The 20,574-nt window shown below is 54.4% G+C and carries 20 protein-coding genes and 1 riboswitch; of the genes, 13 read left to right on the top strand and 7 right to left on the bottom strand.

Annotated features, from left to right (window positions below; translation table 11 throughout):
- Positions 1-2: 2 nt before the first annotated feature.
- Positions 3-1,058, bottom strand: a complete 1,056-nt coding sequence (locus FA92_RS21270; protein ID WP_033785090.1) for a putative urea ABC transporter substrate-binding protein — start codon at positions 1,056-1,058, stop codon at positions 3-5.
- Positions 1,059-1,118: 60 nt separating this feature from the next.
- Positions 1,119-1,217: riboswitch (guanidine-I (ykkC/yxkD leader) on the bottom strand.
- A gap of 286 nt (positions 1,218-1,503) precedes the next feature.
- Between FA92_RS21270 and FA92_RS21275 the strand changes: the two genes are divergently transcribed.
- Positions 1,504-2,553: an ABC transporter substrate-binding protein gene (locus FA92_RS21275; RefSeq protein ID WP_033785091.1), complete on the top strand. Its 1,050-nt coding sequence runs from the start codon at positions 1,504-1,506 to the stop codon at positions 2,551-2,553.
- On the top strand, positions 2,553-3,239 hold the full coding sequence (locus FA92_RS21280; protein ID WP_033785092.1) for a molybdate ABC transporter substrate-binding protein: 687 nt from the start codon (positions 2,553-2,555) through the stop codon (positions 3,237-3,239). Before FA92_RS21275 ends, FA92_RS21280 begins: the two co-directional genes overlap by 1 nt.
- 61 nt (positions 3,240-3,300) lie before the next feature.
- On the opposite strand, the gene FA92_RS21285 is transcribed toward FA92_RS21280, so the two are convergent.
- A complete protein-coding gene (locus FA92_RS21285; protein WP_033785094.1) occupies positions 3,301-3,882 on the bottom strand; it encodes a DJ-1/PfpI family protein in 582 nt (193 codons plus the stop codon).
- Positions 3,883-4,049: 167 nt separating this feature from the next.
- The gene (locus tag FA92_RS21290; protein ID WP_033785095.1) at positions 4,050-4,433 is read right to left on the bottom strand and encodes a cupin domain-containing protein; all 384 of its coding nucleotides are present in this window, start codon (positions 4,431-4,433) and stop codon (positions 4,050-4,052) included.
- A gap of 274 nt (positions 4,434-4,707) precedes the next feature.
- On the opposite strand from FA92_RS21290, the gene FA92_RS21295 reads away from it, so the two are divergent.
- Complete coding sequence (locus tag FA92_RS21295; RefSeq protein ID WP_033785096.1) at positions 4,708-5,505, top strand: MetQ/NlpA family lipoprotein; 798 nt, start codon at positions 4,708-4,710, stop codon at positions 5,503-5,505.
- A gap of 135 nt (positions 5,506-5,640) precedes the next feature.
- On the opposite strand, the gene FA92_RS21300 is transcribed toward FA92_RS21295, so the two are convergent.
- Entirely contained in the window at positions 5,641-6,348 is a 708-nt protein-coding gene (locus tag FA92_RS21300; RefSeq protein WP_013196273.1) for a phage antirepressor KilAC domain-containing protein, read from the bottom strand.
- A 388-nt stretch (positions 6,349-6,736) separates the two neighbouring features.
- On the opposite strand from FA92_RS21300, the gene FA92_RS21305 reads away from it, so the two are divergent.
- Positions 6,737-7,171 carry a 6,7-dimethyl-8-ribityllumazine synthase gene (locus tag FA92_RS21305; protein WP_033735722.1) on the top strand — a complete coding sequence of 145 codons (435 nt, stop codon included), beginning with the start codon at positions 6,737-6,739 and terminating at the stop codon, positions 7,169-7,171.
- A 55-nt stretch (positions 7,172-7,226) separates the two neighbouring features.
- On the top strand, positions 7,227-7,700 hold the full coding sequence (locus FA92_RS21310) for a nuclear transport factor 2 family protein (RefSeq protein WP_033785097.1): 474 nt from the start codon (positions 7,227-7,229) through the stop codon (positions 7,698-7,700).
- 43 nt (positions 7,701-7,743) lie between these two features.
- Here FA92_RS21310 and FA92_RS21315 read toward each other — a convergent pair whose 3' ends face one another.
- Positions 7,744-8,139 (bottom strand): hypothetical protein, encoded by a 396-nt coding sequence (locus FA92_RS21315; protein WP_033785098.1) that lies wholly within the window; start codon positions 8,137-8,139, stop codon positions 7,744-7,746.
- 360 nt (positions 8,140-8,499) lie between these two features.
- On the opposite strand from FA92_RS21315, the gene FA92_RS21320 reads away from it, so the two are divergent.
- The 3 genes from FA92_RS21320 to FA92_RS21330 all read left to right on the top strand — a co-directional run bounded on the left by FA92_RS21320 (position 8,500) and on the right by FA92_RS21330 (position 11,520).
- Positions 8,500-9,270 (top strand): MerR family transcriptional regulator, encoded by a 771-nt coding sequence (locus tag FA92_RS21320; protein WP_013196278.1) that lies wholly within the window; start codon positions 8,500-8,502, stop codon positions 9,268-9,270.
- Between the two features lie 120 nt (positions 9,271-9,390).
- Positions 9,391-9,780: a DUF1090 domain-containing protein gene (locus FA92_RS21325; protein ID WP_033785099.1), complete on the top strand. Its 390-nt coding sequence runs from the start codon at positions 9,391-9,393 to the stop codon at positions 9,778-9,780.
- Between the two features lie 465 nt (positions 9,781-10,245).
- A complete protein-coding gene (locus FA92_RS21330; protein WP_033785101.1) occupies positions 10,246-11,520 on the top strand; it encodes a Glu/Leu/Phe/Val dehydrogenase in 1,275 nt (424 codons plus the stop codon).
- Between the two features lie 37 nt (positions 11,521-11,557).
- On the opposite strand, the gene FA92_RS21335 is transcribed toward FA92_RS21330, so the two are convergent.
- Complete coding sequence (locus FA92_RS21335; protein WP_033785102.1) at positions 11,558-12,727, bottom strand: ROK family transcriptional regulator; 1,170 nt, start codon at positions 12,725-12,727, stop codon at positions 11,558-11,560.
- A 306-nt stretch (positions 12,728-13,033) separates the two neighbouring features.
- Here FA92_RS21335 and FA92_RS21340 point away from each other — a divergent pair, with 306 nt between their 5' ends.
- Genes FA92_RS21340 through ugpC form a run of 5 tightly spaced genes read left to right on the top strand, consistent with a single transcriptional unit; the run spans position 13,034 to position 18,063 of the window.
- On the top strand, positions 13,034-14,281 hold the full coding sequence (locus FA92_RS21340) for an extracellular solute-binding protein (protein ID WP_033785103.1): 1,248 nt from the start codon (positions 13,034-13,036) through the stop codon (positions 14,279-14,281).
- Between the two features lie 9 nt (positions 14,282-14,290).
- Entirely contained in the window at positions 14,291-15,199 is a 909-nt protein-coding gene (locus FA92_RS21345; RefSeq protein ID WP_033785104.1) for a sugar ABC transporter permease, read from the top strand.
- A complete protein-coding gene (locus FA92_RS21350) occupies positions 15,189-16,028 on the top strand; it encodes a carbohydrate ABC transporter permease (RefSeq protein ID WP_033785106.1) in 840 nt (279 codons plus the stop codon). Before FA92_RS21345 ends, FA92_RS21350 begins: the two co-directional genes overlap by 11 nt.
- 2 nt (positions 16,029-16,030) lie before the next feature.
- On the top strand, positions 16,031-16,978 hold the full coding sequence (locus FA92_RS21355) for a carbohydrate kinase family protein (protein WP_033785107.1): 948 nt from the start codon (positions 16,031-16,033) through the stop codon (positions 16,976-16,978).
- Between the two features lie 2 nt (positions 16,979-16,980).
- Positions 16,981-18,063, top strand: coding sequence for a sn-glycerol-3-phosphate ABC transporter ATP-binding protein UgpC (gene ugpC, locus FA92_RS21360; RefSeq protein WP_033785109.1), 1,083 nt, complete (start codon positions 16,981-16,983; stop codon positions 18,061-18,063).
- Positions 18,064-18,133: 70 nt separating this feature from the next.
- On the opposite strand, the gene FA92_RS21365 is transcribed toward ugpC, so the two are convergent.
- Positions 18,134-20,074 (bottom strand): methyl-accepting chemotaxis protein, encoded by a 1,941-nt coding sequence (locus FA92_RS21365; RefSeq protein ID WP_033785110.1) that lies wholly within the window; start codon positions 20,072-20,074, stop codon positions 18,134-18,136.
- Positions 20,075-20,574 lie beyond the last annotated feature (500 nt).

Genomic DNA, 20,574 nt, shown 5'->3' on the forward strand with positions numbered 1-20,574 from the left:
GATTACAGCTTGCCCGCAGCGGCCAGCTTCAGATAGCTGTCGTCAAAGCGCAGTTTGATGTTTGCGGTGTCGCCGACGGTGACGTTGCCCGGGAAGCGCATGCCGATGAAGTCAGCGCTTTGCGCGCCCTCGCCCAGCAATCCTTTATCAAAGGAGAACGCAGCGACGCGCTGCATGGTTTTCGCCAGTTCAGGGGATGAGACAAAGGTCTGGGTTTCGGCGGGGACCCAGAACAGGTGGGTGGTTTTCAGCTGCGCCTTATAACCGGCGAGGTCCGTACCTGAATCGGCCGCCATGGCACTCAGCGCCTGGGTGTCTCCGGACTGCATCTTCGCCATCATCTCAAACCAGGCACCGGTCAGCGCCTTGCCGAGTGCGGGGTTATCTTTCAGGGTGTCGGTATTGACCACCATCATGTCAATTAACTCGCCCGGCACGGCCGATGAGCTGAACACTTCTGTCGTCTGCGGCGTCTTTTTGATGACCGAAAGCTGCGGGTTCCAGGCCACAGCCGCTTTAACGTTGCTGGTGCCGAACGCTGAGACGATATCGGCATCAGAGGTGTTCACGACTTTTACGTCTTTTTCCTGCAGTCCGGCCTTCTCCAGCCCGCGGACCAGCAGATAGTGCGACACCGAAAGCGCAGGCAGATAGACCGACATCCCTTTCAGATCGCTGAGTTTCTTATTTTCCCCTTTCAGGACTACGCCGTCGTTTCCATCGGAATAACTGCCGGTGATCAACGCCGTGCTATCAATGCCGCCGGCTGCAGGAATGGTCAGGGCATCCATATTCGTCATAGTGCAGCCGTCGAACTGCCCGGCGGTGTACTGGTTGATCGACTCGATGTAGTCATTGAGCTGAGTGATATGGATTTTAATGCCATATTTGCTGGCCCATTTATCAATGATCTTCTCATTGCTGATGGCGCCCCAGGGCATCCAGCCCGCGTAAATGGTCCAGCAGATGTTGAACTCTTTTTTAACGGCGGCGAAAGACGGCGCGCTGACCAGCAGCGTCAGCGAAAGAATCAGCGTCAGGAGGGGGGATTTCTTCATGGTTGACCTCTGGTTGGCACAAAAAAACGGGAGCAGCGCAGGACACCAGATGGTGCCGCTGTCTCCCGGGCTTTTGTCCCGCCGTGTAACCTCGCAGAGGTCGCCAGCTCTCGGACCAGACATTCACCTGCGTGAACCGGAACCCTAGCCAGCTATTTGCTATCAATGTGTCATACGCTGCTTACTGCTAAGACTTCAGCAAATGGCGTGCCAGAAATTAAAGCCATAAATATCAGCAATCTATACGGTTTTCGGCACAGAAGGCACCGGGATGGTGAACCAGCAACGGGCATTGCACATAATCAGTGCTGTGTTGGGGATAAGGGCGATATGCGCAGTCAGTCTCTTTTTCTACCTGCTGCTTTCCCAAAATAATGACCCAGACCGTGACGCAGATCACCTATCGCTATATAATCAAATGCATAACGATTTTCGAGGATAGTTAATGAAGCGCTTCTGGCAGACATGCACATTCGGTTTACTGATACTCCTTCCACTCTCTTCTCAGGCATCGCGCCAGATCACCGACCAGATTGGCCGTCAGGTTTCGATTCCTGACCACGTTAACCGCATTGTTGTGCTTCAGCACCAGACGCTGAACCTGCTGGTGCAGATGAACGCCACCGATAAAATCGTCGGGGTGATGGCGAACTGGAAGCAGCAACTCGGCGACGGCTATGCCCGACTGGCCCCTGAGCTGAACCATATGGCTGTGCTTGGGGATTTGACGCATGTTGATCCGGAGAAACTGGTGGCGCTGCATCCGCAGGTGGTGTTTGTCACCAATTATGCCCCGCATGAGATGATCGACAGCATTACCGCGCTGGGGATCCCTGTCGTGGCTATCTCGCTGCGTCATGACCTGCCGGGTGAACAGGACAAAATGAACCCGACTCTTAGTGATGAGGAAATGGCCTATGACAAAGGTCTGCGCGAAGGCATTACGCTGATTGGCGAGATCGTCAATAAACCCGCCGAAGCGAAAGCGCTGATTGACGCCACCGATCAGGGTCGCAAAATCGTCAGCGACCGCCTGAAAGATATACCGGCGGAGAAACGTATTCGCGCCTATATGGCCAATCCGCAACTGACTACTTATGGTTCCGGGAAATATACCGGTCTGATGATGCAGCATGCGGGTGCGGTTAACGTCGCCGCGGCGACCGTGAAAGGATTTAAAACCGTGTCGATGGAGCAGGTGATCGCCTGGGATCCGCAGGTGATTTTTGTCCAGGACCGTTACCCTTCTGTCGTGAATGAAATCAACAGCTCTCCACAATGGCAGGCGATTGACGCGGTCAAAAACCATCGCGTTTATCTGATGCCGGACTACGCCAAAGCCTGGGGCTATCCGATGCCGGAAGCGATGGGGCTCGGCGAGCTGTGGATGGCAAAAAAACTCTATCCGCAGAAGTTTCAGGATGTCGACATGAACAAACTGGCTAACCGCTGGTATCAGCGTTTTTATCGCACCACTTATCAGGGGCCAGAGTAATGCAGGTACTGGCGGCGGGCAGCCTGAAAGACGTCTGGCCGACACTAATGGCGTCCTTTCCGGAGCCGGTTGAAACCCGTTTTGGTCCGGCTGGCCTGCTCCGCGAACGGATTGAGGCTGGTGAGCGGTGCGACCTCTTTGCTTCAGCCAGTGAAGATCATCCGCAGATGCTGCGGGCTGCCGGACGCGCGCTGGCAGTCATGCCGTTTGCCACCAACCGGCTCTGCATTACGGTGCGCAGCGATTGTCTTCTTCCTGGAGACGACTGGTATACGTTGCTCACCCGTGACTCGCTGCGAATCGCCACGTCCACACCTGGTGCCGACCCGTCGGGTGACTATACGCAGATTCTTTTCTCCCGGATGGGTAATGCCGGTGAAGCGGTGCGCCAGCGCGCCCTCGCGCTGGTTGGCGGGCGTGACTCAGCAGCCACTCCCGCAGGCAGGCTGGCAGCGGAGTGGATTATTCAGGCGGATATGGCGGATCTGTTTATCGGCTATGCCAGCTATCGGACAGCCCTGAGCCGGATTGCCGGGCTGACAATAGTGGATATTCCGGCGGCTGTTAATCCTGTTGCACGCTATGCCTGTGCGGTCATCACGCCACAGGCGCAAAGGCTGGCGACGTTCTTAGGTTCAGAGCAGGCAAAAAGGGTATTGCGGGATGCGGGATTTGGTTGTGAATAAAAGCGCTTTTTCAATTACTGTGCGCCCCGTCAGCCTGCCGCTTCGGGGGCGCCAAATCAAATCAGAGCTTAGCGAAATCCACTTTAAGCTTGTGACTGATGTGTTCCGCCTGTTCAGTGGCTTTGTCGCCCTCACCTGTCAGAGTAAAAGCAATGGCGAAGGCGAAATCAAACGCCGCGCCCAGATCCTGTCCGCTCAGCAGATTGCCATCTTTCACAACCGATGCATTAACGTAAACGCCATCGGTCACACCCTCTGAAGAGGTACCGGAACTGACATAACGCCGTCCCTTCAAAAGCGCGTGAGGTGCCAGCACTCTGGCCGCTGCGGAACAGATTGGGCAGACCAGACGACCCGCTTCATCATGTCGGCGAATAAAATCGATCACCGCAGCATTCGCTGACAGATTTTTGCTGCCGTCCGGGCCGCCTGGCACAATCACCGCATCAAACAGCCGCTCACGATTCTCCTCCAGCAGCTCATCGGCCACGACCTTCACCTGATGGTAGCTGGTGACTTCCCTGTAGGGCTGACAGGCCACAGTGGTCACGCGAATGCCCAGACGTGAAAGAATATCGAGCGTGATGATGGCTTCAGCTTCTTCAAAACCGGGCGCGAGCAGCAGGGCAACATTCTTATCCATGAAAAAATCCTTTTACATTGTGGGTGTGATTGGAGCAAAGAACGTTAATCCTGGTCTGTGCAGACACACCGTTTACTGATCCGAATCAAATCCGGGCGGGGTTTATTTCAGAGGTTAGCAACGGCAGCGAAAACACTGCCGTCATGTGTTATGGCAAACGCCGCTACTTAAAACTCTTCAGGTTCTCCCGGCAGCGGCTCGGTCAGTTCCTGCCCTTTTACTCCTGCATAGGTGATCACCAATTCAGCAGGTTCATCCAGAGTATAACCACGATGCGCGCTATTAACCGTTTCATTCAGAGCTTCACCTGCTGTAAACGTGCGCTGTTCGCCGCTCTCTTTATCCTCAACAATCAGTGCGCCAGAAAGAATAAACGCCGTATTCGGCATCGGGTGGGTGTGCCAGGGCAATGACGTATGAGCAGGCAGTGACAGTCGCATCACTGTCAGTTCAGGTTCGCCAGTGGGATAAGCATTTATCACCTCACCGTTCCAGGCCTGGCTGCTGCGCATCACTTCGACCGCGTTAATTTCGTTATCCTGCTTTGACATGGTTAATCCCTGTTGTTACTCAATAGAATGCCAGTAGTGACTTAGCAATAAGCGTAGAAGAAAATGGCGCTGAGGGTTTCATACGTGATGAATCAGTAAACGATCAGTCAGCCAGTGCAGAAAAAATAGCGGGAATGATCGGGCCAGCAGAGTGGATGATTAATTAATGTTCTAAATGTGCTTAGCGGTTATAAGATATATTCCACCGTCAGTACGCAACCTTTGCGTTCTGTATTATCTTTGAAGCCATCTACTATCTGAGGGATTTCTGATAATGAAAGGTTTGTTTACGGCATTACTCGCCAGTTCTGTTTTATTATTATCCGCCTGCTCTAAAGACGACGATAACAAAGTTAAAGTCGCGATTAATACCGGGCCGGATGAAGCAATCTGGCAGGTGGTACAGCAGGTTGCTAAAGATAAATACAAGCTCGATGTCGAAGTTCTTAACTTCAATGATTATGTGCTGCCAAACGAAGCACTGAATAACAAAGAGGTTGATGCCAACGCCTTCCAGAGCCTGCCTTATCTTGAAGATCAGTCGAAAGAGCGCGGCTATAAATTTGCGGTGGTAGGCAAGACTTTCGTGTTCCCGATTGCGGCCTATTCGCACAAAATCAAAAACATCAGTGAACTGCAGAATGGTGCGACTGTTACTATCTCTAACGAGGCGACCACGCTGGGACGCAGCCTGCTGTTACTTCAGGCGCAGGGTCTGATTAAACTGAAAGACGGTGTGGGTTATTTACCGACCTCGCTGGATATCATCAAAAATCCAAAAAATCTGAAGCTGGTTGAAGTGGACACGCCACAGCTGACCCGCACGTTAGACGATCCTAACGTCTCTTTATCCATCATCAATACCAACTTCTCGGCTCAGGCTGGATTATCAGCACACCGCGATGGTTTATTTATGGAAAGTGCCTCGTCGCCTTACGTCAATGCACTGGTATCACGTGAAGATAATAAAGACAGCGACAAAATTCAGAAGCTGAAGTCTGCGCTGCAGTCACCGGAAGTTGCGGCCAAAGCGGAAGAAGTCTATAAGGGTGACGCCATTAAAGGCTGGTAAACCGCCCGGTAATCGATCCTGAACGATCAATAAAGGCCGCACTCTGATGCGGCCTTTTTTATTCTGCATTTTTCATCTGCACGCCTGTCGGCACGGGTTGCGTGCAGGCGACCGTCAGGAAAGCCAGAGGTGAAGTTACGCGGCTGCACCTTTAGGCTGAGCAGAGAGATGTCCCGCCCACAGACTCGCTACCCATTTCACCCCTTTTGAGGTGAAGCGCGCCTGAGAAAACGCGTGCTGGTTTTCACCGGTACCGGTATGCAGCGTAAAGTAGCCCGCCTGCAGATGGTAGTGTTGCGGCGTCAGCGTTCCTTTGGCGCGGTACATGATGTTGCGCTCCAGCAGGAACTGGCGGAACTCCGGCTCTTTCACTTTCAGCATCTTGCAGAGCTGACGAAAACCCAGCGAGTCGTCAACTTCTACGAAGCTATCAAAGAACGCCGCCTTGGGAGCCGAGAGGGCCAGCTGCTGCTCCGCTGCCTGACGCTGTTCAAACTGCTCAGCCCATGCGCGAGCCGCTTCAGCCGGGTTGGTGAAGTCAGGCAGATGCGTGGTTTTTTCACGATCCTGCCAGCGGTCCAGCACTTCAGCCGTAAAGCCCGGGGAAAGACGCGCTACAGCGAGCAGAGAGTCACGCTTGCTGAGACGATACTCCTGGCGCACTTCTCCATCCCGCTCATAGTCATTTACTTTGAGTGGCTGAGAAAGACGCTGAGCCGTTTCCAGACTTTTGATTAACCGCTTCACTTCTCCGTGTGTAATGCCGGTCATCTGAGCCAGTTCACGGCTGCTCATTGTGACCGATTGTTCCAGAGATTTGAGGCTTTCAGTCGAAATCATCATGGGTTCACCCCTCGCTAACGCTACCAATACCCGGCGGGCAGTCCATTTATTATACAAATACCTGTTCAAATATCCAGTATTTTATTTAAGCAATAACGTAAATGGAACCGGTTACGCAAACAAGGCAGCAGAAGGCGTTTTACGGTCTGGAAGACGTGTTCAGGGCGAGTTAGTCACTGGCATGCGAACATTTCCTGCAGCCAGTAAGGCTAATGACGCCATCTGTTATTTACATATAATCACATTGATGGACACAGACTCTTTACATTGCAGTATAGTGAAGGCTCTCAGCAGGTTACTGACCTGCGATGCTCACTATTTTGATTCGGTGTGCTGAGGCTCAATCTGGCCCGTTACCACTGAATGTTATCTATTACTGGAGTAAGTCATGCAGCCGTTGAAAGTCGCCTTTATCAAAGCTAACTGGCACAGCGAAATCGTTTCTCAGGTTCTGACCGGGTTTGAACAGGAACTGGAAAGTCGCGGTGCCTCATACGAGATTAAAACATGGGATGTTCCTGGCGCTTTTGAAATGCCGCTGCTGGCGCAACGTCTGGCACAGACCGGCAATTACGATGCGATTGTCTGTGCAGCACTGGTGGTGGATGGCGGCATCTATCGCCATGATTTCGTCGCTCAGGCGGTCGTGAGTGGTCTGATGCAGGCTCAGCTGACGACTAACGTGCCCGTCTTCTCCGTGTCACTGACGCCACACAATTTCCAGCCATCGGCAGAGTTCATCGACTTCTATACCCAGCACTTTGTTAAAAAGGGGCAGGAAGCGGCACGCGCTGTCTGTCAGATCCACGCGCTCGACCTCTGATTAACCTGTCATAGATGCGTATAACGCATCTGTCCGCGCCGTTAAGGAGAGAAAGTTGGAAAATTTACGCCCGCCCCTACCGCCATTTACACGGCCTGAACAGGCAATAGAAAAAGTACGGCTCGCTGAAGATGGCTGGAACAGTCGGGATGCTGAACGTGTCGCGCTGGCCTATTCGGCAGATAGCCGGTGGCGTAATCGCGATACCTTTCTGACCGGCCGGGCAGATATTGTCGCGTTCCTGCAGCAAAAATGGCAGCGAGAGCAGCAGTATCGGCTGATTAAAGAGCTGTGGAGTTTTGACCAGAACCGGATTGCAGTGCGGTTTGCCTATGAGTGGCACGACGAGCAGCTACAGTGGTATCGCTCTTATGGAAACGAGAACTGGGCGTTTGATGAGCAGGGTTTGATGACGCAGCGTTTTGCCAGCATCAATGACCTGAAAATCAGCGAAGAACAGCGGCTGTTTCACTGGCCACAGGGGCGTCGCCCGGATGACCATCCTTCCCTGAGCGAGCTCGGTCTATAACAGGCTTTTCCAGCGGAGAGCGCTGCTCTCCGCCGTTATCAACTCAGCCCTGCTCGCCCTTGTTCTCGACAAAGGTCGCTTTGTTGCGGGTGATCGTATAGGCCACTTTTTTGACATCTTCAGGTGACGTGGTCACTTCAACTGGCGCAATGGTGACACGGCCCATACCAAACAGCGTCGGCACATACCCCCCCACCTGATGCTTACCCGCCGGCACATGCAGCAGTTTGCTTTCACCATTCGGCAATCTGCCAGCGTCTTTACCATCTACCGTCAGGAATACACTGGAACCATCATCCGCGCGGGTCTTGATATGTGAGACATCGATCTGTGTCGGACCAGCAGCAAATTCATCTGGTGCATCGCTGGCGGCGTGTTTTGCACAGCCGGTCAGTACAGCAGCAACCGTCACAACGGCGAGAATAAAACGATAACGCATTGGACACTCTTTCTCCTGATCATCAGAACCGACTATTTTAGCGGTTTGCAGGCCGGATGTAAGGGGGTGGGAAGTCAGCATGCTCTTAAAATGGACAAAACAGCGCTGCTTTTACGAGCTAATTGCGTAAAGAATCTTTACTGAATAAATACACAGTCTTTTTATGATGAGTTATAGCGCATTTAACCTGCTGATCGCGCTGAATTTAACCTGTTCAGTAACCCGAATAAGCGCAGCGTGACGCGTGCTGTTTTGCGCTTTTAACAGGCGTTAACGCTGTTAATTAACGATTATAAGGTTCATAGTGGTTGTTCATCCCCGGTTAATTCCGGCGGCCTTTCCCTCAGCAGAGGGCACGATATGCAATTTCATACTACTGATACTGTTTGTGCGATAACCGGCACGCATCCCGCGAATCTGAAGCGCTGGATGAAGCAGGGATTACTGACATCACAGCAGAATGCTGACGAGTGGAGTAATGCTCATCTTAGCGAAATCCACACTCTGGTTGGTTTAACGGCAACCGGTGCAACACTCAACGAGATCAGGCAGGGTCTGCAGGACGCCTCAGCGGTCAAGACTTACGGCTGGGCGGCGCGCAAGGGCGACATGCTTTGGCAGCTTGAATTTGGCACACCGCTGTCGCTTTCACGTCAAATGCACAACATGTCCAGTAACTACAGCGGTGATGATTTAATCACTAATTTGCTGCGGCCGCTTAGCGTCTGGCTTTATGCCGATCACCGTCAGGGCGCATCACGACGGCTCCACCGTTTTGAGCAAACCGTCAAGCAGCAGGCGGACAAAGTGATGCGCGTCTCATCGCGCAATGAATCGTCCGTTCCTCTGTTTCTGGAAGCAGTGAGCGTACTCGATAAAACAGAAATCTGGCTAGAGGCGATTCGTCTGACGGCGATGGGCTTTAATGTCGCGGTTGACTCACGTGCCACCGGACAGCCTGCTATTAAAACCGCCATCCATCAGCATCATGTGATGTGGTGTGGTGCAGGGATCAGTCAGGTAATGCAGGACTATTTTGAACAGCAGAGTGAAGATGGTTTTCCGGTTATGCTCAGTGGACCTGATCGTAATCTGCATTTTTCACAGACCTCCTCTTCCAGCGCTGCCTGACAGCAGGCAGCTTTTCCATTCCCCCGCTTTTCCGCGCCAGTAAATAATCTTTTCCGTTAAGAATCTCTTAAGGTGGCTACGTATACTGGTGCCTCAACCTGACTCATTGACGAGACTACGATGAAAAAGACTTTACTGACCCTCAGCCTTTGCCTGTTGCCACTGACTTTCACCGCTGCGCATGCGGCATCTAATCTGACCGGTTGTGCCGCTAAAAAGCAGGAGATTGAGACCCAGATTTCCTTCGCCCGCCAGCACAATAATACCCATCAGGTTGCCGGCCTTGAAAAAGCGCTGCGCGAAGTAGATCAGAACTGCACTGAAGGGAGCCTGTTAAAGCAGCGCCAGGAAAAAGTGGCAGAGAAAAAGTTTAAGGTGCAGGAGCGTGAACAGGAGCTGGCAAAAGCGAAAGCGGAAGGACGCAGTGCCAGCAAGATTCAGAAGCGCGAAGATAAGCTGGCAGAAGCGCGTGAAGAGCTGAAAGAAGCCGAACAGGCTTTGCACCAATAAATCTTCCGGGCCAGCCTTTCAGCGCTGGCCCGCTATTTGTCTTCCCCCGCCCTCAGCAATCTTATTTAATCTAACCAGATGATTAAATTGCTTATTTCCCGCCCAATCCATTACTTATGGTAATCCTTTGATTACTTATTCTCATGCACTTAATTGGTGCACTAAAGTCAATGAAGTTAAGATCAATTATTTAACTTTTTGAACGCCCTCAAAGAATTGAAAGATAGCGAGATCCTCCCTTATATGCAGTCATTACGCACCTGGATCGCATGATTATTCGCCTTTAAAGGGCATCTCTCAAAATCTATTCACTGAGTACTCCCCAAATTGGGGCGCAACTGCACTTTTACAGGGCAGGCATCCCATCTTATTTGTTTCAGAAGTGTTAGATTATGTCCGCGCCAAACAATGCGCTCACCATCCACGGCTCCACACAATAAATAACTTCATTAAGAAAGGTTTTTTATGGATAAGTTATCTTATGCGTCTGAAAGCAGCACATCTGCCTGGTCCACCTACTTACAGCAAATCGACCGGGTTGCGCCCTATCTGGGCGACCTTTCACGTTGGATAGATACTTTGCGGCATCCAAAACGTGCGCTGATTGTCGACATTCCTCTCCAGATGGATGATGGCTCAATTCGCCATTTCGAAGGCTATCGCGTTCAGCACAACCTTTCACGCGGCCCGGGTAAAGGTGGTATTCGCTATCACCCGGCTGTCGACCTGAACGAAGTCATGGCGCTCTCTGCGTGGATGACCATTAAATGTGCTGCGGTTAACCTGCCTTACGGTGGGGCTAAGGGCGGCATCCGGGTCGATCCCTTCAAACTCTCCGAGGGTGAACTTGAGCGGCTGACCCGTCGTTATACCAGCGAGATCGGCATCATCATTGGACCGCAAAAAGATATTCCGGCACCGGACGTCGGCACTAACAGCAAAGTGATGGCGTGGATGATGGATACCTACTCCATGAACCACGGCACCACGATTACCGGTGTAGTGACCGGCAAACCGATTCACCTGGGCGGTTCACTGGGCCGCGAAAAAGCGACCGGCCGTGGCGTGTTTATTACTGGCCGGGAAGTGGCTCGTCGTTCAGGTATTGAAATCGAAGGCGCCCGCGTGGCGGTTCAGGGCTTCGGTAACGTTGGCAGTGAAGCAGCACGCCTGTTTGACGAGGCGGGCGCGCGCGTGGTGGTGATTCAGGACCACACGGCGACGATTTATAATTCAGATGGCATTGATATGGCCGCGCTGAGCGAATGGCAGATCGCCCACAAGCAGATTGCCGGTTTCCCTGGTGCGCAAAGCATTGATAAAGAGGCGTTCTGGACCACTGAGATGGATATCCTGATCCCGGCCGCGCTGGAAGGTCAGATTACCCGCGAGCGCGCAGAGATGCTGAGCTGCAAAATCGTGCTGGAAGGCGCAAACGGCCCGACCTATCCGGATGCCGATGACATGCTGGCAACGCGCGGCATTATCGTAGTGCCGGATGTGGTCTGTAATGCCGGCGGCGTGACCGTCAGCTACTTCGAATGGGTTCAGGACATGGCCAGCTTCTTCTGGAGTGAAGATGAGATCAATCGTCGCTCCGATAAGATTATGACTGAAGCGATGGTTCATATCTGGGAGAAGTCAAAGGAGAAGGATTGCTCGCTGCGCACTGCGGCGTATATCGTGGCGTGTGAACGGATCCTGATGGCACGTAAAGATCGCGGTATCTACCCGGGTTAATGCTTATGGCGCTGTTGTCTGCGACAGCGCCGTTTTTCTACTTCATCAGCACCTGAAACTGCGGATTGAATTCATCAAAGATCGGTAACGCTGCGGCCCCCAGCGCAGCGGTATCGCTGCCGGTCATGCCCGTCTTCAATCGCATATCTAACAGGTAACGTCCACGCACCGACTGATAAAGTGGCGGCAGGCGCGCGACCATCTGCTCCAGCAACGGCGCAGGCATCATCCCGCCAATAATCACCGCCTCTGCATCAAACACTGATTCCAGAATATTGATTGCCTGGCGCAACGGCGTTATCACGCTCTCAATCCAGGCAGTGAAACGCGCGGGTTCAATCTGCAGCAAATCTTCAGGCAGCGCCCGCATCGGATCGAGACCACAGAATTCATAGGCGGCCTGTAATGAGACATAACGTTCCAGGCAACCCTGATTACCGCAGTAGCAGTCACGTCCGCCCGGCTCTACCACGATGTGGCCAATCTCTCCGGCATTATGAGCATGACCGGTATAGATGTGGCCATCGGTGAAGATGCCGGCACCCAGTCCGGTGCCGATGTAGAGATAGATAAAGGAGTTAAGATGGCGCGCCGTACCGTGAAAGCGTTCGCCGATGGCGGCGACCGTGGCGTCGTTTTCCAGCGTTACCGGCAGGCCGCTGAGGGCGGCGAGTTCCGCCTCGATATCCACCTGCTCCCAGCCGTTCAGCGTGGTCGGCCCGACGGATGAAATGCCCTCCACGCCAAAAGGTCCCGGCATCACCACGCCGATCCCCAGTACCTTTTTCCACTGCGTGCCCAGAAAAGCGCGCATCTCCTCGAGCACACCAGCAATGCACGCCAGGGTGGCAGCAGGCTGAGGCTTTTGCACCAGCACGAGGCGGCGGAAATGCACTTCACCGCTCAGATCGACCAGCACCAGCAAGAGCGTCTGGTGATCGAGATGAATGCCAATCGACCAGGCACTGGTGGGATTGAGTGTGACCGGAATTGAAGGCTGACCGCGCCCGCTGCGGCGCGGCTGACGGCTGGTCAACAGTCCGGCCTGCTCCAGTTCCGCCACGATATTCGACACAGTCTGTGGCGTCAGTGCCGTCATGCGCGCCAGTTCGGCACGGGTCAGCTCACCGTGCAGGCGAATGGCTTCAATCACAACACGCCGGTTGTGCGCCCGCGCATGTTCAAGGTTTGTACCCGAGGTTTTCATGTTGTTTTCCATTACAGCGCGACCCGACAGTATTGGTCTCTGATAGCGTTCGGGCAAACAATATCTTTGATCCTGCACGCAAATCCCGCGCATCAGAATAGGCAATTTTGCCATAAAAGCGCAGTCTGAGTTTCAGCGTTGTTACGGCACTGTTGCGTTGTTTTTAATCTTGTGGCACGCCGTTTGCTTGATACTGACAGGTCAGTTCACCCGCTGACCAGAATTATGCCCCCGATTAAATCAATCAAATTGATTTAATTAACCGACAGCCTGTTGCTGCCCTGTTGCTAACTAGTGGAGAAGACCATGTCACAGCGTTACACCCCTCAACTGAAAGCCGGTTTTGCCGCCTTACTGATGTTAAGCGCAGGCAGCGCGGTGGCGGCCAGCCAGATTAATGCCCTGTTTATGACCCAGGCGGCCTATAGCGAGAATGATATTCGCGCGATGACGCAGAATTTTCAGAAGCAGCATCCGGATGTCACCGTCAATCTGGAGTTTGTTCCCTATGAAGCGCTGCACGATAAAATTGTGGCGGCGCGTGGCGCAGGCGGCAATGGCTATGATGTGGTGCTGTTCGACGCCATCTGGCCAGCGGAATTTACTCGCTTCGATCTGTTGCAGGATGTCAGCGCGCGCATTACGCCAGAGGAGAAAGAGAAAGTCTTCCCGGGCGCGATGAACACGGTGATTTTTAAAGGTAAAACACTGGGGATGCCGTGGATCCTTGATACCAAATACCTCTACTACAACAAAGCAATGCTGGCGAAAGCCGGCATCACCACGCCGCCACAGACCTGGCAGCAGGTGCTGGATGACGCGAAAATTATCAAAGAGAAAAAGATTGTGACTTACCCGCTGGTCTGGAGCTGGTCTCAGGCGGAAGCGCTGGTATGTGACTACACCACGCTGGTATCAGGCTTTGGTGGGCAGTTCTATCAGAACGGTAAGCTCGACTTCTCCAGCCCGGCTTCACTCAAGGCGCTGAACCTGATGAAAAGCTCGCTCGATGACGGCCTGAGTAACCCGGCTTCCCGTGAATATCTGGAAGAGGATGTGCGTAAATCGTTTTCGAATGGCGATGCGGCGTTCGCGCTGAACTGGACCTACATGTACAACATGGCAAACGATCCTAAGCAGAGCAAAGTAGCCGGTGATATTGGCATCATGCCTGCGCCGGGTGATGCGCCAGGAAAAGTGGGTGCGGTGAATGGTTCGATGGGTCTGGGGATCACCAAAGGCAGCACGCATGCTAACGAGGCGTGGCAGTATATTCAGTACATGACTTCGCAGCCGGTGCAAAACCAGTATGCGAAGCTCAGCCTGCCGATCTGGAAATCCTCTTATCAGGACGAGGCGGTGAAAAAGGATCAGGAGAGCCTGATTGCCGCAGCGGACAAATCGCTAAACGTGATGCTGTCACGTCCTGAAACCGCCGACTATTCACGCCTGTCGAACCAGCTGCAGCAACAGTTACAGCAGGTCTTGCTGGGTAAAACCCCGGCGCAGGACGCGATGGCGACGGTGGACAAAAGCGCCGCCCGGCTGCGTTAAGGAGTCATGATGCTGAGTCTGCGTCAACGCGAACAGCGTCAGGCATGGGTGCTGCTGGCCCCCATGCTGCTGGTGATGCTGCTGTTAACCGCCTGGCCCCTGCTGCGCACCATCTGGCTCAGCTTTACCGATGCTGCGCTGATTGGCAGCGGTGAAACGCCTGCCTGGATTGGGCTGGAAAACTACCTCTATGCGCTGAGCGATCCCGACTTTCGGGCATCTATCTGGCGCACGCTCTACTTCACGCTGGTGTCTGTCACCTTTGAAGGCGTCATTGGCGTGCTGGTAGCGCTGCTGCTGAATCAGAAATTCGTCGGGCGCAACGTGCTGCGGGTGCTGGTGATTCTGCCGTGGGCGCTGCCGACCATCGTCAATGCCATGATGTGGCGGCTCAACTTTAATCCCGATTACGGCAGCATCAACGCCCTGCTCAGCCAGCTCGGCATTATTGATGGCTATCGCAGCTGGCTGGGCTCGCCGGACGCGGCGCTCAATACGGTGATGTTTGCAGATATCTGGAAAAACTATCCGCTGGTTACGCTGCTGGTGCTGGCAGCGCTGCAGTCGATCCCTGAAGATCTGTTTGAGGCGGCACGGCTGGATGGCGCATCTGCCTGGCGGCGTTTCCGCGCCATTACCTTCCCGGCGATTGTTGCTCCGCTGGGCGTCGCGCTGGTGTTACGTACCATCGATGCCTTTAAGATCTTTGATATTATCTACGTGATGACGCGCGGCGGGCCGGTGGACAGTACCAAAACCCTGAGCTTTTTTGTCTATCAGGAGTCCTTCAGCTACCTGCGTGCCGGCAGCGGTGCCGCTTACGCGATCCTGATGACCCTGATGTGCGCTCTGCTAATCACGCTTTACCTGCTGATGTTATGGCATCAGCGCCGCCGGAGTTCCGCTTATGAAAACTAAACTGCGCCGGGTGCTGCGTTACGGCGCGGCGTTGCTGGTCGCCATCAGCATTCTGGCCCCGATGGGCTGGCTGTTTCTGATGAGCGTCAGCTCCGCCAGCGATCTCTCCCGCCTGCCACTGGAATGGCTGCCACGCCAGTGGGATTTCAGTCGCTATCAGGGGCTGGTTTCGCTGGCTCCCAATCAGCCGGGCAACATTTTCCTGCATGCGCTGGGCAACAGTGTGCTGGTGGCGACGGTTGCCACGGCGATCTCGCTGCTGCTGGCGATACCGGCGGCGTTCAGCTTCTCACGCTACAGCGGTCGCGATGCCTGGCTTTCCGGCGCACTGGCGATCTACATGGTGCCGCCGGTGGCGTTTGTGCTGCCGCTCTACTTTCTGCTGCAACAGCTGGGGCTGCTCAACACCCGTCCCGGTCTGGTGATGGTCTACTGCTCGCTGATCCTGCCGTTTCTGACCTGGATGCTGAAGAATCAGTTTGACTCGCTGCCGCGCGATATCGAACAGGCGGCACGGCTGGATGGCCTGCGCTTCTGGCAGGTCCTGCTGCGTATCACGCTGCCGCTGGCGAAGCCGGTACTGGGTGCCGCGGCACTGTTTGGCTGGCTGCTCGCCTGGGATGAGTTTTTCTATGCGCTGCTGTTCACCAGCAATATTTCGGCACAGACCCTGCCGGTCGCGATTGCCGGCTTCACCGCCGGACGCGCCACCGATGACGGGCTGATTGCAGCGATTGGCATTCTGGCGTCGGTGCCGCCTCTGTTTATTGCCATCTGGTTGCAGAAGACGCTGGTCAGCGGTCTTACCAGCGGCGGGAGTAAAGGATAATTATGGACAAGACCATCGCGCCCACGCTCTATGTGGTGGGCAATATCAATGTCGATTTAATCATGAGTACGCTCAGCGACTGGCCGAAACGCGGCACGGAAGTGATGCTGCAGCACAGCGAGCTACGTCCCGGCGGGTCTGCGGGTAACTGCGCGCTGGCGCTGGAGGCGATGCAGGTGCCGCATCGGGCCATCGCTAATCAGGGCGACGATGGCTTCAGCCACTGGCTCGCCGGTCACTTTCCCCACAGCGCCGCACACTGGCCGCGTTACGCCTGTGAGACCTCGCTGACGGTGGGCGTTACCCATCCCGATAACGAACGATCGTTTCTGAGCAATCACGGCCATATTACCGTGCTGACCGCGGACGATGTGCTGGCTCAGCTACCGTTGCAGGCGACGCCGGGCGACATCGTGCTGCTGTGCGGCACCTTTCTCTGTCTTGAACTCTATGACCACTATCCGCTGCTGCTAGCCGAGCTACAAAAGCGTGGCTTCAGTGTGGCCGTGGATACCGGCTGGCCGCCTGCGGGCTGGAGCGATGAGCTTCGTCGGGAGATGGGCGGATGGCTGGCGGACTGCGACTGGCTACTGCTGAATGAGGTTGAAGCGCTGGGTTTAGCAGGCGCAGATTTGCTGGAGCAAAGCGGTAAACAGCTGGCCGCCCGTCTCAGTGGTCGCGGCGGCTGTGTGATCAAGTGTGGCGCAGAGGGCGCACGTCTCTGGTCCGCCGCCTCTGTCCAGTTTGCCGCAGCCCAGCCGGTAACGGTGGTGGATACCATCGGTGCCGGAGACAGTTTTAATGCCGGTTTTCTGGCTGCACTGCTCTACCGCCAGTCATCGCTCACCGCGCTGCGCTGGGGCATTGAAGTGGCCTCACTGGCGATAAGCAGCTCTCCGCGTCGCTATCCCAGCTGGCAACAACTCCAATTAACCAATGAGGTGCGCTGACCATGGCCAGTGTTGAACTTGTACAGGTGGCAAAGCGCTACGGAAAGCAGAGCGTGTTGCATCCGCTCGATTTAACCATTCCCGACGGCAGTTTTACCGTGCTGGTCGGTCCCTCTGGCTGCGGCAAGTCTACCCTGCTGCGGCTGCTCGCCGGTCTGGATAGCGTATCTGACGGGGCGATTATGCTGGATAAAAAGCAGATCAACGACCTCGATCCCGCCGACCGGGATATCGCGATGGTGTTTCAGAGCTATGCGCTTTATCCACACCTGACCGTTGCCGAAAATCTGGCATTTCACATGCAGGTAAAGAAGGTGAAGCGTGAGGAGCAGAAAAGCAAAATTGCCCGTATCGCGGCTATTCTGGGTATCGATCAGTTGCTGCAGCGTTATCCACGCGCATTGTCTGGCGGACAGCGGCAGCGTGTAGCGATGGGTCGGGCGATGGTGCGCAATCCGCAGGTATTTCTGTTCGATGAGCCGCTCTCTAACCTGGATGCGCAGTTACGCATGGAGCTGCGCGCCGAGATTAAGTCTCTGCACCAGCGTTTCAAAACTACGATGGTCTATGTGACACACGATCAGGTCGAGGCGATGACGCTGGCGGATCAGATTGTGGTGATGAAAGATGGAGTGATTGTGCAACAGGGTGCGCCGCTGGCGATTTACGACCGGCCGGTTAACACCTTTGTGGCGCGGTTTATCGGCTCACCGCCGATGAATCTGCTGGATGCGCGTTTCCAGACTCGCGATGGTCTGCCCGGCGTCTGCTGTGGCGAGCAGTGGCTGCCGTTGCCCGGTCGCTGGCACCACGCCGCGCAGCAGCAGGCCGATCAGCCGGTGACGCTGGGCGTACGACCTCACGATCTGATTTTTGACGCCAGCGGGCAACCGGCGGCGGTGAATATTGTGGAGATTACCGGCGAGTCGACACTATTACATCTGAACTGGCAGGGTTTCCCGCTGCATATGCAGCTGACTGGTCGGAGCGATGCCGTGCCGGGCGGCACGCTGCCGGTGACCGTGTATCCGGATAAGATGCACTTGTTCGATGCCAGCAGCGGTGTGCGGCTGACGGAACAATGATAAAAAAACCCGCCGCTGGCGGGTTTTTACTCTGTGAAGCAGATATGGGCTCAGGGAGCATACGTCCGCTTTACGCCAGATGAAACTGCTCCACTGTCTGTGACAGCTGCTGCGCCTGGTCTTCAAGCGAACTGGCGGCGGCCGACATCTGCTGCACCAGTGCGGCGTTCTGCTGGGTGACGCCATCCATTTCATTGACCGCAATCGTTACCTGGCTGATGCCGCGCGCCTGTTCGCTTGACGCTGTAACGATCTCACCGATAATCCCCTGCACCGAATTCACCGCCTGCATCATCTCCTGCATGGTCTTACCGGCATCGTTTACCAGCCGGACGCCACTCTCAACACGTACGCTCGACTCTTCAATCAGTGCGCCGATCTCTTTCACTGCATTAGCACTGCGCTGCGCCAGATTTCGCACTTCCGACGCGACCACTGCAAAACCGCGGCCCTGCTCACCGGCGCGTGCTGCTTCTACCGCCGCGTTGAGCGCCAGAATATTGGTCTGGAAGGCAATGCTATTGATCATCGTGGTAATGTCGCCAATCTTTTTCGAGCTGTCATCGATCTGCGCCATGGTCTGTACCACCTCGCCCACCAGCGAGGCACCGCGACTGGCAATGTGCGTCGCGTTTTCAGTCAGGCTGGTCGCCTGCTGCGCATTGTCGGCATTCAGGCGGATCGTGGCGCTGATCTGCTCCATGCTGGCTGCGGTCTGCTCCAGTGCGGCGGCCTGTTCTTCAGTGCGTGACGCCAGATTGAGGTTGCCGCTGGCAATTTCGCCCGCGCCCTGTCGTACTGATTCACTGGAATCTTTTATCTGCCCGACAATCTGCCGGAGCTGGCTTTGCATAGTATGAAGCGCAAAGAAGAGGCTGCTGCGGTCGCCGTTTTTCACTGCGATCGCGTTATCCAGCTTGCCATCCGCGACGGCCAGCGCAATATTTGCCGCTTCAATCGGCTCGCCGCCAATCGGCCGCAGCACCTTACGACTGAACAGCATGCCCAGTACAGTGCCGACCAGCAGAATACTCACCACCATCAACAGCAGTGCCCACATCAGTTGCCGGTTGGCAGCAGCCATCACCTGACTGACCGGTGCGACGACGCCGAGATACCAGGGTTTGTCACTGTTACCAATTACCACCGGCTGCCAGGTGACTAATGCCTCTTCGCCCAGCACGGCATCAAAATGCTGTACGACTTTCGTCGTAAAGCCATCTTTTTCGCCTTTCCAGGGTTTACCGGCTTCCTCTTTCACTGGCGAGGACACCACATTCCCGCCATTCGAGAGCAACAGCGCATAGCCGCTACCCTGCCAGGGTTTGATCTGATTCACTTTCTGCTGCAGTGAGGCCAGTGAAATGTCAGAGGTGACGATCGCTTTTAAGGTGCCCTGATCGATAACCGCGGCAGCCACAGAAGTCAGAAGTGTCGGCACGCCGTTATAGGCATAGCTGTAAGGTTCGGTAAGCGTATCTTTTTGTGATTTTTGCGGGATCAGATAGTAATCGCCCTGACCCGGCGTCAGATAGGAGAGCAGCGGATGCATCGCGTATTTACCTGACGCGTCACGATCCACAAAAAAGGCATAGCGTCCCTGTGGTGCCTGGCCCGGCTGTGATGCGAACCCGGCATCGCGACCATCAAATGCATTCTGTTCGAATATTACCGACATCGACAGATAATCAGGATTAGCGCGCAGCGCATACTCCATGACTTTATCGGCAACTTTGCGATCGGTGATACCCGCCTGCGGCAGCGCAATCAGACTTTGCCCGAGATGACTGGCAACATCACGGGCATGACCCAGCTCCTGCTGCACCTGAAGCGCACGGCTCTGTGCTATCTGCTGCAGATAGTTTTCTGCGAGTACCTTTTGTTCTTTACCCGATTGCCAGCTGAGGACGCCGATAGTCACAGTAAATCCCAGCATGATTGTCAAACCACCCATGATCAGCATCTGCGCACGGGTACTCATTCTTTTCTTATGTGTTAACTGACTGGCCATAGTGATTCCCCTGGAATTTACCTGTTTCTTTCCCTCCTTGTGATTACGTTGCTCCTGAGATCATCTATCGGCGGCGTTTTTTTGAACTTTAGTCACCGTAATTCTGGCGGGCTGCCTGTCTGACTATGAGTCATTCAGGGAAATTGATCGCAAAGAGGATATGGCGCTGCGTATGAACAGGCTTTTTTTGATCTGCAACAATACTGCTGCCCACCTTTACTGTCAGTTTATGTCAACAGTTGCTGTAGCCCCTTGTCACTGTGGAGAGAGATCAATGATCGGTAAATCAGGATTAGCCATTGGGATGGTTGTCTGGCTGGCGTATGTTGCCTGGATCGTTCACTACTATTCAGACACCTTTATGCAGTTCTCCCGCTAAGCAAACAGGACCTTCGGGTCCTTTTTTTGTTCTTAATTCCTTACGGTTGGCCTGTGAGCCGGATATTCGCTATTATCGACTCATTCTGTGAGCCGAATAGCAAACTCTATTCGGCTCATCT

The organism is Pantoea sp. 9140, from assembly GCF_000745295.1.
GTDB classification, from domain to species: domain Bacteria; phylum Pseudomonadota; class Gammaproteobacteria; order Enterobacterales; family Enterobacteriaceae; genus Pantoea; species Pantoea vagans.